Genomic DNA, 16,255 nt, shown 5'->3' with positions numbered 1-16,255 from the left:
TTATGAAACGACTATACATAGATATGTAAAGCCGAAAACAAAGAATGAGTAAATGATGAATATAAAATAATTAACTAGAATTAGAAAAGCGCTACAAAAGTTGAAATACTAGCCTTTATAAGCTAGATTATGTTACAATTTTTGTTAGCTTTATTATAGAAATAGGAGGAAATGACGCATGCAGAAAGCTTTTCGCAATGTGCTAGTTATCGCAATTATTGGCGTTATTATATTCGGTGTTTTCTCATATATCAATGGTAATGGAAATACACCGAAACAACTTTCCTATTCACAGTTTGTAGAGAAATTGGATAAAGGTGATCTTAAAACTTTAGAAATCCAACCTGAACAAAATGTGTACTTGGTAAGTGGTAAAACTAAAAATGATGAAGATTATTCTTCAACGATTTTATACAATAACGAAAAAGATTTACAAAAAATAACAAGTGAAGCTCGTAGCCAAAAAGGATTAGATTTTACAGTTAAAGAAGAAGAAAAACAAAGTGTCTTTGTCAGTATGTTGACAACGCTTATTCCTGTATTAATTATTGCTTTCTTATTTATATTCTTCCTTAGCCAAGCACAAGGTGGCGGCGGTGGAGGTCGTATGATGAACTTTGGTAAATCCAAAGCAAAAATGTACGACAATCAAAAACGTCGTGTTCGCTTCTCAGATGTTGCTGGGGCAGACGAAGAAAAACAAGAGTTAATTGAAATTGTAGATTTCTTAAAAGATAATAAGAAATTTAAGAAAATGGGTTCAAGAATTCCTAAAGGTGTCTTACTTGTAGGCCCACCAGGTACAGGTAAAACATTATTAGCACGTGCCGTTGCAGGTGAAGCTGGAGCTCCATTCTTCTCAATCAGTGGTTCTGACTTCGTTGAAATGTTTGTAGGTGTTGGTGCAAGTCGAGTACGTGATTTATTTGAAAATGCTAAGAAAAATGCACCATGTATTATTTTCATAGACGAAATTGATGCTGTTGGTCGTCAACGTGGTGCAGGTGTTGGTGGCGGTCACGATGAACGTGAACAAACGCTTAACCAATTATTAGTTGAAATGGATGGTTTCGGTGAGAATGAAGGTATCATTATGATTGCAGCAACCAACCGTCCTGACATTTTAGACCCTGCATTATTACGTCCTGGTCGTTTCGATAGACAAATTCAAGTAGGTCGTCCAGATGTTAAAGGCCGTGAAGCGATTCTTCATGTTCATGCTAAAAACAAACCACTTGATGAAACTGTCGATTTAAAAGCTATTTCTCAAAGAACGCCTGGTTTCTCTGGTGCTGATTTAGAAAACCTATTGAACGAAGCATCATTAATTGCCGCACGTGAAGGTAAAAATAAAATTGATATGCGTGATATTGAAGAAGCAACAGACCGAGTGATTGCGGGTCCAGCGAAAAAATCTCGTGTTATTTCTGATAAAGAACGTAATATTGTAGCACATCATGAAGCAGGGCATACAGTCATTGGTATGGTACTTGATGAAGCAGAAGTTGTACACAAAGTAACGATTGTGCCTCGTGGACAAGCAGGTGGTTACGCAATGATGTTACCTAAACAAGACCGCTTCTTAATGACAGAACCAGAATTGTTAGATAAAATTTGTGGTCTTTTAGGTGGTCGTGTATCTGAAGATATTAACTTCCATGAAGTATCAACTGGTGCTTCAAACGACTTTGAAAGAGCAACACAAATTGCACGTTCAATGGTCACTGAATATGGTATGAGTAAGAAATTAGGACCTTTACAATTCTCTACAAGCGGTGGCGGTCAAGTCTTCTTAGGTAAAGATATGCAAGGTGAACCTAACTATTCAGGCCAAATTGCTTATGAAATTGATAAAGAAGTTCAACGTATTATTAAAGAACAATATGAACGTTGTAAACAAATTTTATTAGAACATGAATCACAATTGAAACTGATTGCTAAAACATTATTAACTGAAGAAACACTAGTAGCAGAACAAATACGTTCATTATTCTATGATGGTGTTTTACCAACAGTGGATTATGATGCAGCTAAAGTGGTAAAAGATGAAGATAGAGATGATTCTGAGTTCTCAAACGGTAAATATGGTAAATCTTATGGTGACATTCGTGAAGAACAACTTGAAGAAGGTCGTAAAGATGAAGCAGAAGACCGCAGAGAAGATGACAGAATCGATCATGATAGAAACAATCATCGTTCAGACCGTAATCAATCTCAAAATCATTCACAACGAAATGATAGAGATGAAACAGGTTATGAACAATCTCCAAATATAGAGCATCCAACAGATTCAAATCATAGAGAATCATAGTTAGTCATAAAAACTCTTTCGACTCGGGTTAAAAAATAACCTTAATCGAAAGAGTTTTTAATATGATATAGGAACATTATATACCCTAGAGCAAGTTACTTCATATTCTTAAATAAGCAGTGTAAAATAGATATTCTTAATAAAAGATTTAATATTAGATTTTAAAATAAATGAAACAAACGAAATAAAATAACATAAAGGAGAGATTAGAGTAATGACACATGATTATATTGTTAAATCATTGGCTTTTGATGGAGAAGTACGTGCGTATGCTGCATTAACAACTGAATCAGTTCAAGAAGGCCAAACACGTCACTATACATGGCCTACAGCTTCAGCAGCGATGGGGAGAACAATGACAGCAACGTTATTAATGGGGGCAATGTTAAAAGGAGATCAAAAGCTTACTGTCACAGTAGATGGTAAGGGCCCAATTGGTCGAATTATTGCTGATGCAGATGCACAAGGAAATGTCCGTGCATATGTTGACCATCCTCAAACCCATTTTCCACTTAATGATCAAGGTAAATTGGATGTAAGACGAGCAGTAGGTACTGAGGGTGCAATTCAAGTCGTTAAGGATGTAGGAATGAAAGATTATTTCTCAGGCGCAAGTCCAATCGTTTCTGGTGAACTTGGAGAAGATTTCACTTATTATTTTGCGACAAGTGAACAAACACCGTCATCAGTAGGATTAGGGGTACTTGTTAACCCTGATAATTCTATTAAAGCAGCGGGTGGATTTATTATACAAGTCATGCCAGGCGCTAAAGAAGAAACTATTACTAAATTAGAAAATGCAATTAACCAAATGCAGCCAGTTTCTAAATTGATTGAACAAGGCTTAACACCAGAAGGTATCTTAAATGAAATTTTAGGTGAAGAGAATGTACAAATTTTGGAAACAATGGATGCACAATTTGAATGTAATTGTAGTCACGAAAAATTCCTAAATGCAATTAAAGGTTTAGGTGAAGCAGAAATTGAAGATATGATTAAAGAAGATCATGGTGCTGAGGCCGTGTGTCATTTCTGTGGAAATAAATATCATTATTCTGAAGGCGAACTTCAAGAACTACTTGATACAATAAAAAAATAGTAGAATGTTGATGAGCAATAAGCGTATGTTTATTGCTCTTTTTTTATGGGAAAAACTAAATGTAACTAATGAAAGTAAAATATTACATCATATTTAAAGAAATATCTTTGTCTTTTTAGAAAATTCTGATAGAATATAGTTATATCCGATAGAAAAACTAAGTTTTAAATTAGAAAGTTAAAGGAGCGTTTTTTCGATGGCACAAAAACCTGTAGAAAATATTACACAAATTATTGGCAACACACCGGTAGTAAAATTAAGAAACGTAGTAGATGAAGATGCGGCAGATGTATATGTAAAATTAGAGTATCAAAATCCAGGTGGCTCTGTAAAAGACCGTATTGCTTTAGCAATGATTGAAAAAGCTGAAAAAGAAGGAAAAATTAAACCTGGTGATACAATTGTAGAACCAACAAGTGGTAATACTGGTATTGGTTTAGCATTTGTTTGTGCAGCTAAAGGTTATAAAGCAGTATTTACTATGCCTGAAACAATGAGTTCTGAACGTCGCAACTTATTAAAAGCATATGGTGCGGAATTAGTGTTAACACCTGGATCTGAAGCAATGAAAGGTGCTATTAAGAAAGCTAAAGAATTGAAAGAAGAACATGGTTATTTCGAACCTCAACAATTTGAAAATCCAGCTAACCCTGAAGTACATGCATTAACAACTGGTCCTGAATTAGTTGAACAATTTGAAGGCAAACAAATTGATGCTTTCTTAGCAGGTGTTGGTACTGGCGGTACACTATCTGGTGTAGGTAAAGTCTTAAAAGAGAAATATCCTAACGTTGAAATTGTAGCAATTGAACCAGAAGGATCTCCTGTATTAAGTGGTGGAGAACCTGGACCACATAAATTACAAGGTTTAGGTGCTGGCTTTGTACCTGATACTTTAAATACTAATATTTATGATAGTATCATTAAAGTTGGTAATGAAACTGCAATGGAAACATCACGTCGTGTGGCTAAAGAAGAAGGTATCTTAGCAGGTATTTCTTCAGGCGCAGCAATTTATGCAGCAATCGAAAAAGCAAAAGAGTTAGGTAAAGGTAAAACAGTTGTAACAGTATTACCAAGTAATGGTGAACGTTACTTATCTACACCATTATATTCATTCGATGACTAATGATGATATAAGTTGATATTTGAATATCATGTTTTAAATAAGAAATGGCTGGTTTCGTAAAAGGCGAAGCCAGCTATTTTTTAGTATAAAGGTTCTTTCAGTTAACAATACTGAAATATAGACTAAATGAGTGTATCATATGAGTATACATATTTATTTTTAAAACAAAGGATGATTGGTAGTGGGTAAAACAAAAATTATGGGAATCTTAAATGTAACGCCTGATTCATTTTCAGATGGTGGTCAGTATAATTCAATTGATAACGCAGTTACACGTGCTAAAGAAATGATTGATGAAGGCGTAGATATTATTGATGTAGGAGGCGTATCAACAAGACCTGGGCACACAGAAGTGTCTTTAGAAGAAGAAATGCAACGTGTAGTGCCAGTTGTAGAAGAATTAGTGAAACTAAATGTACAAATTTCCATAGATACATATCGCAGTGAAGTTGCTGAAGCTTGCCTAAGATTAGGGGCCACAATGATTAATGACCAATGGGCTGGATTATATGATCCTCATATTTTAGATGTAGTTGCTAAATATGAAGCGGAAATTGTGTTAATGCATAATGGAGATGGCCACCGTGACCAACCAGTTGTAGAAGAAATGCTATTAACACTTATAAAGCAAGCAAATAAAGCAGAAATGGCAGGGATTCCAAAACATAAAATATGGTTAGATCCTGGTATTGGATTTGCCAAAAGTAGAAAAGAAGAAAATGAAGTAATGGCTCGATTAGATGAATTAGTTGCTACAGAGTATCCTGTTTTATTAGCGACAAGTCGTAAACGTTTTATTAGAGAGATGATTTCTACTGATACGACACCAAAAGAAAGAGATGAGGCCACTGCTGCTACTACTGCCTATGGTATAATGAAAGGCATAAAAGCAGTTCGCGTACATAATGTTCAATTAAATGTACGTTTAGCTCAAGGTATAGATTTTTTGAAGGAGAATGAAAATGAACGACATGATCTTTCTTAAAGGGATGAAGTTTTATGGATATCATGGTGCACTCACAGCTGAGAATGAAATAGGTCAAATTTTTTTAGTAGACGTAACTTTAAAAGTAGACTTAACAAAAGCGGGTCAGACAGATAATGTTAAAGATACTGTGCATTATGGTGAAGTATTTGAAGATGTAAAAGATATTGTTGAAGGTCCACCTTGCAATTTAATCGAGCATCTAGCTGAACGTATTGCAAAACGTATAAATTCACACTATAATCGTGTAATGGAAACGAAAGTCAGAATCACTAAAGAAAATCCACCTATACCTGGTCATTACGATGGTGTGGGTATTGAAATAGTGAGGGAGAATCGTTAATGGTACAAGCATATTTAGGTTTAGGAAGTAATATTGGTGATAGAAAACAACAACTTCTTAAGGCAATTGATTTAATTGGAAACATTAAGGGTATAAAGGTAACAAAACAATCATCGATATATGAAACTGCACCGATTGGCTATACTGATCAGCCTAATTTCTTGAATTTGTGTTTAGAGATTGAAACCGAGTTGTCACCTCAGCAATTGCTTAAGCATTGTTTAGACATTGAACAACAACTGCATCGAGTAAGAGAAATACGTTGGGGTCCTAGAACATTAGATATAGATATCTTATTATATAGTGATAATATTATTGAAACAGACAATTTAAGTATACCTCACCCACGAATGCAAGAACGTGCTTTTGTACTTATACCGTTGAACGATATTGCATCGGACAAAAAGGATCCACGATTAAATCAGAAAATTCATGATTTAGTTTTTCCAGATGATACGGTTAAGAAATATAAAGATTAAGTGCTAAGATAAGTGCTTAAATTCTTAAGATATAAATATATTTTAAGAATTTAACTATGTGACTATGTATAAAATAGTGAATGGAAAATATTTTACAATATTTTTAATAAGTACATAACATCCATTAATAGTAAAACAGGAAGATTAAAGGAGAGAGAGTAATGTCAGAAGAAATGAATGACCAAATGCAGGTTCGTCGACAAAAATTACAAGAACTTATTGATTTAGGAATTGACCCATTTGGTAAACGCTTTGAACGCACAGCTACTGCAAGTGAATTAAAAGAAAAATGGGATCATTTTTCTAAAGAAGAATTACATGAAAAAGAAGACGAAAGTCATGTTTCTATTGCAGGGCGTTTAATGACAAAACGTGGTAAAGGTAAAGCAGGATTTGCACATGTACAAGATTTAACTGGTCAAATTCAAATTTATGTACGTAAAGATCAAATTGGCGAAGAACCTTTTGATAACCTTTGGAAAACAACGGATTTAGGTGACATTGTAGGTATTGAAGGTGTCATGTTTAAAACAAATACTGGCGAATTATCAGTAAAAGCAAAATCATTTACATTATTATCTAAAGCTTTAAGACCATTACCTGATAAATTTCATGGTTTACAAGATATTGAGCAAAGATATCGCCAACGTTATCTAGATTTAATTACTAACCAAGATAGTACTCGTACATTTATTAACCGTAGTAAAATCATCCAAGAAATGAGAAATTATTTAAATCAAAGAGGTTATTTAGAAGTAGAAACGCCAATGATGCATCAAATCGCTGGTGGTGCTGCAGCTCGACCATTTGTTACCCATCATAATGCACTAGATGCAACGTTATATATGCGTATTGCGATAGAATTACATTTAAAACGATTAATTGTAGGCGGATTAGAAAAAGTTTATGAAATTGGTCGTGTATTCCGTAATGAAGGTGTATCAACACGCCATAATCCTGAGTTTACTATGATAGAGTTATATGAAGCATATGCCGATTATCATGATATTATGGATTTAACAGAATCTATGGTTAGACATATTGCACAAACTGTATTAGGTTCAGCAAAAGTGCAATATAATGGCGAAGAAATTGACTTAGAATCAGATTGGAAACGACTTCATATTGTAGACGCTGTTAAAGAGGCTACAGGTGTAAACTTTTATAATGTGAAAACGGATGAAGAAGCTAAAGCATTAGCTAAAGAGCATGGTATCGAAATTACAGAAAACATGAAATATGGACATATTTTAAATGAATTCTTTGAACAAAAAGTTGAAGAAACATTAATTCAACCTACATTTATTTATGGACATCCAATTGAAATTTCTCCACTTGCTAAGAAAAATCCAGAAGATCCAAGATTTACTGATCGTTTCGAGTTGTTTATTGTAGGTAGAGAACATGCAAATGCTTTCACAGAATTAAATGATCCAATCGATCAACGTGAACGTTTTGAAGCACAACTTGTTGAAAAAGAACAAGGTAACGATGAAGCTCATGAAATGGATGAAGATTACATTGAAGCGCTTGAATACGGTATGCCACCAACAGGCGGACTAGGAATTGGAATTGATCGTTTAGTTATGTTGTTAACAGATTCACCATCTATTAGAGATGTATTATTATTCCCTTACATGAGACAAAAATAAGATCAATATAAATTAAAAGCGTTGCTTGCTAAGGTAAGCAACGCTTTTTTATGAAAAACAAAATGAAAAAAATTAATTAAAAAAGGACTAGATATTATATATATGATGTGGTAGTATACTATGAGTGTTCAAAAATTAAATCCTTTTTTAAAAATTAATTTAAAAAATCTTTAAAAACTTATTGACATTAAACTTTGATTATTATAAGATATAAAAGTCGTCAAAAACGAAAGTTAATTTTGTAAAACGCTTGTAAAAAGAATTTTAATAAAGTGTAAAATTAACTATTGAAAAATTAATTAATTAGTAATATACTTGTTTAAGTAAGTTGTTGTCTGGTGACAATGGCAAGGAGGTCACACCTGTTCCCATGCCGAACACAGAAGTTAAGCTCCTTAGCGCCGATGGTAGTTGGACTGACGTTCCGCTAGAGTAGGACGTTGCCAGGCTTACTTGATAGGAGAATTAGCTCAGCTGGGAGAGCATCTGCCTTACAAGCAGAGGGTCGGCGGTTCGAACCCGTCATTCTCCACCATTTACTTTTCAGCCGGCCTAGCTCAATTGGTAGAGCAACTGACTTGTAATCAGTAGGTTGGGGGTTCAAGTCCTCTGGCCGGCACCATCTTTGAGCCATTAGCTCAGTTGGTAGAGCATCTGACTTTTAATCAGAGGGTCAGAGGTTCGAATCCTCTATGGCTCACTCATACGATTTATTTTAATATGCGGAAGTAGTTCAGTGGTAGAACACCACCTTGCCAAGGTGGGGGTCGCGGGTTCGAATCCCGTCTTCCGCTCCATTATTTTGCCGGGGTGGCGGAACTGGCAGACGCACAGGACTTAAAATCCTGCGGTGAGAGATCACCGTACCGGTTCGATTCCGGTCCTCGGCACCAATTTAAATATAGCGCCCGTAGCTCAACTGGATAGAGCGTTTGACTACGGATCAAGAGGTTATGGGTTCGACTCCTATCGGGCGCGCCATTTAAAATTATCAATTTAATATACGGGAAGTAGCTCAGCTTGGTAGAGCACTTGGTTTGGGACCAAGGGGTCGCAGGTTCGAATCCTGTCTTCCCGACTTCTTTAAAAATATGGGGGCTTAGCTCAGCTGGGAGAGCGCCTGCTTTGCACGCAGGAGGTCAGCGGTTCGATCCCGCTAGTCTCCACCATTTAATTAATATCAAATGAACATTGAAAACTGAATGACAATATGTCAACGTTAATTCCAATAAAGTAACTTAAATGTTACAAACACTATTTAGTATTATGAGCTAATCAAACATCATAAATTTTTATGGAGAGTTTGATCCTGGCTCAGGATGAACGCTGGCGGCGTGCCTAATACATGCAAGTCGAGCGAACAGACGAGGAGCTTGCTCCTTTGACGTTAGCGGCGGACGGGTGAGTAACACGTAGGTAACCTACCTATAAGACTGGGATAACTTCGGGAAACCGGAGCTAATACCGGATAATATTTCGAACCGCATGGTTCGATAGTGAAAGATGGCTTTGCTATCACTTATAGATGGACCTGCGCCGTATTAGCTAGTTGGTAAGGTAACGGCTTACCAAGGCAACGATACGTAGCCGACCTGAGAGGGTGATCGGCCACACTGGAACTGAGACACGGTCCAGACTCCTACGGGAGGCAGCAGTAGGGAATCTTCCGCAATGGGCGAAAGCCTGACGGAGCAACGCCGCGTGAGTGATGAAGGTCTTCGGATCGTAAAACTCTGTTATTAGGGAAGAACAAACGTGTAAGTAACTGTGCACGTCTTGACGGTACCTAATCAGAAAGCCACGGCTAACTACGTGCCAGCAGCCGCGGTAATACGTAGGTGGCAAGCGTTATCCGGAATTATTGGGCGTAAAGCGCGCGTAGGCGGTTTTTTAAGTCTGATGTGAAAGCCCACGGCTCAACCGTGGAGGGTCATTGGAAACTGGAAAACTTGAGTGCAGAAGAGGAAAGTGGAATTCCATGTGTAGCGGTGAAATGCGCAGAGATATGGAGGAACACCAGTGGCGAAGGCGACTTTCTGGTCTGTAACTGACGCTGATGTGCGAAAGCGTGGGGATCAAACAGGATTAGATACCCTGGTAGTCCACGCCGTAAACGATGAGTGCTAAGTGTTAGGGGGTTTCCGCCCCTTAGTGCTGCAGCTAACGCATTAAGCACTCCGCCTGGGGAGTACGACCGCAAGGTTGAAACTCAAAGGAATTGACGGGGACCCGCACAAGCGGTGGAGCATGTGGTTTAATTCGAAGCAACGCGAAGAACCTTACCAAATCTTGACATCCTTTGACCCTTCTAGAGATAGAAGTTTCCCCTTCGGGGGACAAAGTGACAGGTGGTGCATGGTTGTCGTCAGCTCGTGTCGTGAGATGTTGGGTTAAGTCCCGCAACGAGCGCAACCCTTAAGCTTAGTTGCCATCATTAAGTTGGGCACTCTAAGTTGACTGCCGGTGACAAACCGGAGGAAGGTGGGGATGACGTCAAATCATCATGCCCCTTATGATTTGGGCTACACACGTGCTACAATGGACAATACAAAGGGCAGCGAAACCGCGAGGTCAAGCAAATCCCATAAAGTTGTTCTCAGTTCGGATTGTAGTCTGCAACTCGACTACATGAAGCTGGAATCGCTAGTAATCGTAGATCAGCATGCTACGGTGAATACGTTCCCGGGTCTTGTACACACCGCCCGTCACACCACGAGAGTTTGTAACACCCGAAGCCGGTGGAGTAACCATTTGGAGCTAGCCGTCGAAGGTGGGACAAATGATTGGGGTGAAGTCGTAACAAGGTAGCCGTATCGGAAGGTGCGGCTGGATCACCTCCTTTCTAAGGATATATTCGGAACATCTCGTAGAGATGATACGGAATAACGTGACATATTGTATTCAGTTTTGAATGTTTATTTTTAAACATTCATGATTAATTGAATATTGCATTGACTATTATATTTTGTTATAATACTTAATTGTGATTATTAATTAATGACATTGTACATTGAAAACTAGATAAGTAAGTAAATAGATTTTACCAAGCAAAACCGAGTGAATAGAGTTTTAAATAAGCTTGAATTCATAAAAAATAATCGCTAGTGTTCGAAAGAACACTCACAGATTAATAACTATATTAGATTAAGTTATTAAGGGCGCACGGTGGATGCCTTGGCACTAGAAGCCGATGAAGGACGTTACTAACGACGATATGCTTTGGGTAGCTGTAAGTAAGCGTTGATCCAGAGATTTCCGAATGGGGGAACCCAACACAAGTTATGTTGTGTTATCGACAAGTGAATTCATAGCTTGTCAGAAGGCAGACCCGGAGAACTGAAACATCTTAGTACCCGGAGGAAGAGAAAGAAAATTCGATTCCCTGAGTAGCGGCGAGCGAAACGGGAAGAGCCCAAACCAATAAGCTTGCTTATTGGGGTTGTAGGACACTCTATACGGAGTTACAAAGGAATATATTAAACGAATCATCTGGAAAGTTGAATCAAAGAAGGTAATAATCCTGTAGTTGAAAATATATTCTCTCTTGAGTGGATCCTGAGTACGACGGAGCACGTGAAATTCCGTCGGAATCTGGGAGGACCATCTCCTAAGGCTAAATACTCTCTAGTGACCGATAGTGAACCAGTACCGTGAGGGAAAGGTGAAAAGTACCCCGGAAGGGGAGTGAAAGAGAACTTGAAACCGTGTGCTTACAAGTAGTCAGAGCCCGTTAATGGGTGATGGCGTGCCTTTTGTAGAATGAACCGGCGAGTTACGATCTGATGCAAGGTTAAGCAGAAAATGTGGAGCCGTAGCGAAAGCGAGTCTGAATAGGGCGTATAGTATTTGGTTGTAGACCCGAAACCAGGTGATCTACCCATGGTCAGGTTGAAGTTCAGGTAACACTGAATGGAGGACCGAACCGACTTACGTTGAAAAGTGAGCGGATGAACTGTGGGTAGCGGAGAAATTCCAATCGAACTTGGAGATAGCTGGTTCTCTCCGAAATAGCTTTAGGGCTAGCCTCAAGTGATGATTATTGGAGGTAGAGCACTGTTTGGACGAGGGGCCCCTCTCGGGTTACCGAATTCAGACAAACTCCGAATGCCAATTAATTTAACTTGGGAGTCAGAACATGGGTGATAAGGTCCGTGTTCGAAAGGGAAACAGCCCAGACCACCAGCTAAGGTCCCAAAATATATGTTAAGTGGAAAAGGATGTGGCGTTGCCCAGACAACTAGGATGTTGGCTTAGAAGCAGCCATCATTTAAAGAGTGCGTAATAGCTCACTAGTCGAGTGACACTGCGCCGAAAATGTACCGGGGCTAAACATATTACCGAAGCTGTGGATTGTCCTTTGGACAATGGTAGGAGAGCGTTCTAAGGGCGTTGAAGCATGATCGCAAGGACATGTGGAGCGCTTAGAAGTGAGAATGCCGGTGTGAGTAGCGAAAGACGGGTGAGAATCCCGTCCACCGATTGACTAAGGTTTCCAGAGGAAGGCTCGTCCGCTCTGGGTTAGTCGGGTCCTAAGCTGAGGCCGACAGGCGTAGGCGATGGATAACAGGTTGATATTCCTGTACCACCTATAATCGTTTTAATCGATGGGGGGACGCAGTAGGATAGGCGAAGCGTACGATTGGATTGTACGTCTAAGCAGTGAGATTGAGTGTTAGGCAAATCCGGCACTCTTAAGATTGAGCTGTGATGGGGAGAGGAAATTGTTTCCTCGAGTCGTTGATTTCACACTGCCGAGAAAAGCCTCTAGATAGAGATTAGGTGCCCGTACCGCAAACCGACACAGGTAGTCAAGATGAGAATTCTAAGGTGAGCGAGCGAACTCTCGTTAAGGAACTCGGCAAAATGACCCCGTAACTTCGGGAGAAGGGGTGCTCTTTAGGGTGCAAGCCCAGAAGAGCCGCAGTGAATAGGCCCAAGCGACTGTTTATCAAAAACACAGGTCTCTGCTAAACCGTAAGGTGATGTATAGGGGCTGACGCCTGCCCGGTGCTGGAAGGTTAAGAGGAGTGGTTAGCTTCTGCGAAGCTACGAATCGAAGCCCCAGTAAACGGCGGCCGTAACTATAACGGTCCTAAGGTAGCGAAATTCCTTGTCGGGTAAGTTCCGACCCGCACGAAAGGCGTAACGATTTGGGCACTGTCTCAACGAGAGACTCGGTGAAATCATAGTACCTGTGAAGATGCAGGTTACCCGCGACAGGACGGAAAGACCCCGTGGAGCTTTACTGTAGCCTGATATTGAAATTCGGCACAGCTTGTACAGGATAGGTAGGAGCCTTTGAAACGTGAGCGCTAGCTTACGTGGAGGCGTTGGTGGGATACTACCCTAGCTGTGTTGGCTTTCTAACCCGCACCACTTATCGTGGTGGGAGACAGTGTCAGGCGGGCAGTTTGACTGGGGCGGTCGCCTCCTAAAAGGTAACGGAGGCGCTCAAAGGTTCCCTCAGAATGGTTGGAAATCATTCATAGAGTGTAAAGGCATAAGGGAGCTTGACTGCGAGACCTACAAGTCGAGCAGGGTCGAAAGACGGACTTAGTGATCCGGTGGTTCCGCATGGAAGGGCCATCGCTCAACGGATAAAAGCTACCCCGGGGATAACAGGCTTATCTCCCCCAAGAGTTCACATCGACGGGGAGGTTTGGCACCTCGATGTCGGCTCATCGCATCCTGGGGCTGTAGTCGGTCCCAAGGGTTGGGCTGTTCGCCCATTAAAGCGGTACGCGAGCTGGGTTCAGAACGTCGTGAGACAGTTCGGTCCCTATCCGTCGTGGGCGTAGGAAATTTGAGAGGAGCTGTCCTTAGTACGAGAGGACCGGGATGGACATACCTCTGGTGTACCAGTTGTCGTGCCAACGGCATAGCTGGGTAGCTATGTATGGACGGGATAAGTGCTGAAAGCATCTAAGCATGAAGCCCCCCTCAAGATGAGATTTCCCAACTTCGGTTATAAGATCCCTCAGAGATGATGAGGTTAATAGGTTCGAGGTGGAAGCGTGGTGACACGTGGAGCTGACGAATACTAATCGATCGAAGACTTAATCAATTTTTTCAAGTTTTGCGACGCAAATCTTTACTTACTATCTAGTTTTGAATGTATAATCATTCATTTGTCTGGTGACAATGGCAAGGAGGTCACACCTGTTCCCATGCCGAACACAGAAGTTAAGCTCCTTAGCGCCGATGGTAGTTGGACTGACGTTCCGCTAGAGTAGGACGTTGCCAGGCAACCACATTTGACCGACAGGTCTTTTTTTGTGGCTAATTAAATATTTTTAAAAATGTTGTTGACTTTCAAGTTAATAACGAGTATAATTAATTCTTGTGTTGAAGAAAATGAACATTGAAAACTGAATAACAATATGTCAACGTTAATTCCAATAAAGTAACTTAAATGTTACAAACACTATTTAGTATTATGAGCTAATCAAACATCATAAATTTTTATGGAGAGTTTGATCCTGGCTCAGGATGAACGCTGGCGGCGTGCCTAATACATGCAAGTCGAGCGAACAGACGAGGAGCTTGCTCCTTTGACGTTAGCGGCGGACGGGTGAGTAACACGTAGGTAACCTACCTATAAGACTGGGATAACTTCGGGAAACCGGAGCTAATACCGGATAATATTTCGAACCGCATGGTTCGATAGTGAAAGATGGCTTTGCTATCACTTATAGATGGACCTGCGCCGTATTAGCTAGTTGGTAAGGTAACGGCTTACCAAGGCAACGATACGTAGCCGACCTGAGAGGGTGATCGGCCACACTGGAACTGAGACACGGTCCAGACTCCTACGGGAGGCAGCAGTAGGGAATCTTCCGCAATGGGCGAAAGCCTGACGGAGCAACGCCGCGTGAGTGATGAAGGTCTTCGGATCGTAAAACTCTGTTATTAGGGAAGAACAAACGTGTAAGTAACTGTGCACGTCTTGACGGTACCTAATCAGAAAGCCACGGCTAACTACGTGCCAGCAGCCGCGGTAATACGTAGGTGGCAAGCGTTATCCGGAATTATTGGGCGTAAAGCGCGCGTAGGCGGTTTTTTAAGTCTGATGTGAAAGCCCACGGCTCAACCGTGGAGGGTCATTGGAAACTGGAAAACTTGAGTGCAGAAGAGGAAAGTGGAATTCCATGTGTAGCGGTGAAATGCGCAGAGATATGGAGGAACACCAGTGGCGAAGGCGACTTTCTGGTCTGTAACTGACGCTGATGTGCGAAAGCGTGGGGATCAAACAGGATTAGATACCCTGGTAGTCCACGCCGTAAACGATGAGTGCTAAGTGTTAGGGGGTTTCCGCCCCTTAGTGCTGCAGCTAACGCATTAAGCACTCCGCCTGGGGAGTACGACCGCAAGGTTGAAACTCAAAGGAATTGACGGGGACCCGCACAAGCGGTGGAGCATGTGGTTTAATTCGAAGCAACGCGAAGAACCTTACCAAATCTTGACATCCTTTGACCCTTCTAGAGATAGAAGTTTCCCCTTCGGGGGACAAAGTGACAGGTGGTGCATGGTTGTCGTCAGCTCGTGTCGTGAGATGTTGGGTTAAGTCCCGCAACGAGCGCAACCCTTAAGCTTAGTTGCCATCATTAAGTTGGGCACTCTAAGTTGACTGCCGGTGACAAACCGGAGGAAGGTGGGGATGACGTCAAATCATCATGCCCCTTATGATTTGGGCTACACACGTGCTACAATGGACAATACAAAGGGCAGCGAAACCGCGAGGTCAAGCAAATCCCATAAAGTTGTTCTCAGTTCGGATTGTAGTCTGCAACTCGACTACATGAAGCTGGAATCGCTAGTAATCGTAGATCAGCATGCTACGGTGAATACGTTCCCGGGTCTTGTACACACCGCCCGTCACACCACGAGAGTTTGTAACACCCGAAGCCGGTGGAGTAACCATTTGGAGCTAGCCGTCGAAGGTGGGACAAATGATTGGGGTGAAGTCGTAACAAGGTAGCCGTATCGGAAGGTGCGGCTGGATCACCTCCTTTCTAAGGATATATTCGGAACATCTCATAGAGATGATACGGATTAACGTGACATATTGTATTCAGTTTTGAATGTTTATTTTAAACATTTAAATATTTAATGGGCCTGTAGCTCAGCTGGTTAGAGCGCACGCCTGATAAGCGTGAGGTCGGTGGTTCGAGTCCACTCAGGCCCACCATTAAATTTGTACATTGAAAACTAGATAAGTAAGTAAATAGATTTTACCAAGCAAAACCGAGTGAATAGA

The 16,255-nt window shown here is 40.6% G+C and carries 7 protein-coding genes, 9 tRNA genes and 5 rRNA genes; all 21 read left to right on the top strand.

What is annotated here, in order from left to right:
* Nucleotides 1-178 precede the first annotated feature (178 nt).
* The 21 genes from ftsH to MHI13_RS10460 all read left to right on the top strand — a co-directional run bounded on the left by ftsH (nucleotide 179) and on the right by MHI13_RS10460 (nucleotide 16,186).
* Entirely contained in the window at nucleotides 179-2,311 is a 2,133-nt protein-coding gene (gene ftsH, locus MHI13_RS10560; RefSeq protein ID WP_070548252.1) for an ATP-dependent zinc metalloprotease FtsH, read from the top strand.
* A gap of 214 nt (nucleotides 2,312-2,525) precedes the next feature.
* Entirely contained in the window at nucleotides 2,526-3,410 is an 885-nt protein-coding gene (gene hslO, locus MHI13_RS10555) for an Hsp33 family molecular chaperone HslO (protein ID WP_017176410.1), read from the top strand.
* A 196-nt stretch (nucleotides 3,411-3,606) separates the two neighbouring features.
* Nucleotides 3,607-4,539, top strand: coding sequence for a cysteine synthase A (gene cysK, locus MHI13_RS10550; protein ID WP_002449949.1), 933 nt, complete (start codon nucleotides 3,607-3,609; stop codon nucleotides 4,537-4,539).
* Nucleotides 4,540-4,720: 181 nt separating this feature from the next.
* Nucleotides 4,721-5,524: a dihydropteroate synthase gene (gene folP / locus MHI13_RS10545; protein WP_002449966.1), complete on the top strand. Its 804-nt coding sequence runs from the start codon at nucleotides 4,721-4,723 to the stop codon at nucleotides 5,522-5,524.
* Nucleotides 5,502-5,867, top strand: coding sequence for a dihydroneopterin aldolase (gene folB, locus MHI13_RS10540; RefSeq protein ID WP_048762009.1), 366 nt, complete (start codon nucleotides 5,502-5,504; stop codon nucleotides 5,865-5,867). The genes folP and folB overlap by 23 nt, the downstream gene beginning before the upstream one ends.
* A complete protein-coding gene (gene folK / locus MHI13_RS10535) occupies nucleotides 5,867-6,346 on the top strand; it encodes a 2-amino-4-hydroxy-6-hydroxymethyldihydropteridine diphosphokinase (protein WP_017176407.1) in 480 nt (159 codons plus the stop codon). The genes folB and folK overlap by 1 nt, the downstream gene beginning before the upstream one ends.
* Before the next feature lie 161 nt (nucleotides 6,347-6,507).
* The gene (gene lysS, locus MHI13_RS10530; protein ID WP_017176406.1) at nucleotides 6,508-7,998 is read left to right on the top strand and encodes a lysine--tRNA ligase; all 1,491 of its coding nucleotides are present in this window, start codon (nucleotides 6,508-6,510) and stop codon (nucleotides 7,996-7,998) included.
* A gap of 334 nt (nucleotides 7,999-8,332) precedes the next feature.
* Nucleotides 8,333-8,447, top strand: a 5S ribosomal RNA gene (rrf, locus tag MHI13_RS10525).
* 10 nt (nucleotides 8,448-8,457) lie between these two features.
* Nucleotides 8,458-8,533 (top strand) — tRNA-Val (locus tag MHI13_RS10520).
* An 11-nt stretch (nucleotides 8,534-8,544) separates the two neighbouring features.
* A tRNA-Thr gene (locus MHI13_RS10515) sits at nucleotides 8,545-8,620 on the top strand.
* A gap of 5 nt (nucleotides 8,621-8,625) precedes the next feature.
* Nucleotides 8,626-8,698, top strand: a tRNA-Lys gene (locus tag MHI13_RS10510).
* A gap of 22 nt (nucleotides 8,699-8,720) precedes the next feature.
* A tRNA-Gly gene (locus MHI13_RS10505) sits at nucleotides 8,721-8,795 on the top strand.
* A gap of 7 nt (nucleotides 8,796-8,802) precedes the next feature.
* Nucleotides 8,803-8,891, top strand: a tRNA-Leu gene (locus tag MHI13_RS10500).
* An 11-nt stretch (nucleotides 8,892-8,902) separates the two neighbouring features.
* Nucleotides 8,903-8,979, top strand: a tRNA-Arg gene (locus tag MHI13_RS10495).
* 23 nt (nucleotides 8,980-9,002) lie between these two features.
* Nucleotides 9,003-9,076, top strand: a tRNA-Pro gene (locus MHI13_RS10490).
* Nucleotides 9,077-9,091: 15 nt separating this feature from the next.
* Nucleotides 9,092-9,167 (top strand) — tRNA-Ala (locus MHI13_RS10485).
* Between the two features lie 122 nt (nucleotides 9,168-9,289).
* Nucleotides 9,290-10,840 (top strand): 16S ribosomal RNA (locus tag MHI13_RS10480).
* Nucleotides 10,841-11,140: 300 nt separating this feature from the next.
* Nucleotides 11,141-14,062, top strand: a 23S ribosomal RNA gene (locus MHI13_RS10475).
* 67 nt (nucleotides 14,063-14,129) lie between these two features.
* Nucleotides 14,130-14,244, top strand: a 5S ribosomal RNA gene (gene rrf / locus MHI13_RS10470).
* 215 nt (nucleotides 14,245-14,459) lie between these two features.
* Nucleotides 14,460-16,010 (top strand): 16S ribosomal RNA (locus MHI13_RS10465).
* Together the 16S, 23S and 5S rRNA genes with 9 tRNA genes alongside form the textbook arrangement of a ribosomal RNA operon.
* Nucleotides 16,011-16,109: 99 nt before the next feature.
* A tRNA-Ile gene (locus tag MHI13_RS10460) sits at nucleotides 16,110-16,186 on the top strand.
* The last annotated feature ends 69 nt before the right edge of the window (nucleotides 16,187-16,255 follow it).

This window comes from Staphylococcus sp. FSL K6-0223, assembly GCF_038008285.1.
The sequence above is the reverse complement of the archived record's forward strand: the minus strand, read 5'-3'. Positions and strand labels throughout refer to the sequence as shown.

Excerpts from the sequence above, each read along its gene's own strand:
- ftsH (WP_070548252.1), top strand. The coding sequence starts at position 179 with ATGCAGAAAGCTTTTCGCAATGTGCTAGTTATCGCAATTATTGGCGTT.
- hslO (WP_017176410.1), top strand. The coding sequence starts at position 2,526 with ATGACACATGATTATATTGTTAAATCATTGGCTTTTGATGGAGAAGTA.
- cysK (WP_002449949.1), top strand. The coding sequence starts at position 3,607 with ATGGCACAAAAACCTGTAGAAAATATTACACAAATTATTGGCAACACA.
- folB (WP_048762009.1), top strand. The coding sequence starts at position 5,502 with ATGAACGACATGATCTTTCTTAAAGGGATGAAGTTTTATGGATATCAT.
- folK (WP_017176407.1), top strand. The coding sequence starts at position 5,867 with ATGGTACAAGCATATTTAGGTTTAGGAAGTAATATTGGTGATAGAAAA.
- lysS (WP_017176406.1), top strand. The coding sequence starts at position 6,508 with ATGTCAGAAGAAATGAATGACCAAATGCAGGTTCGTCGACAAAAATTA.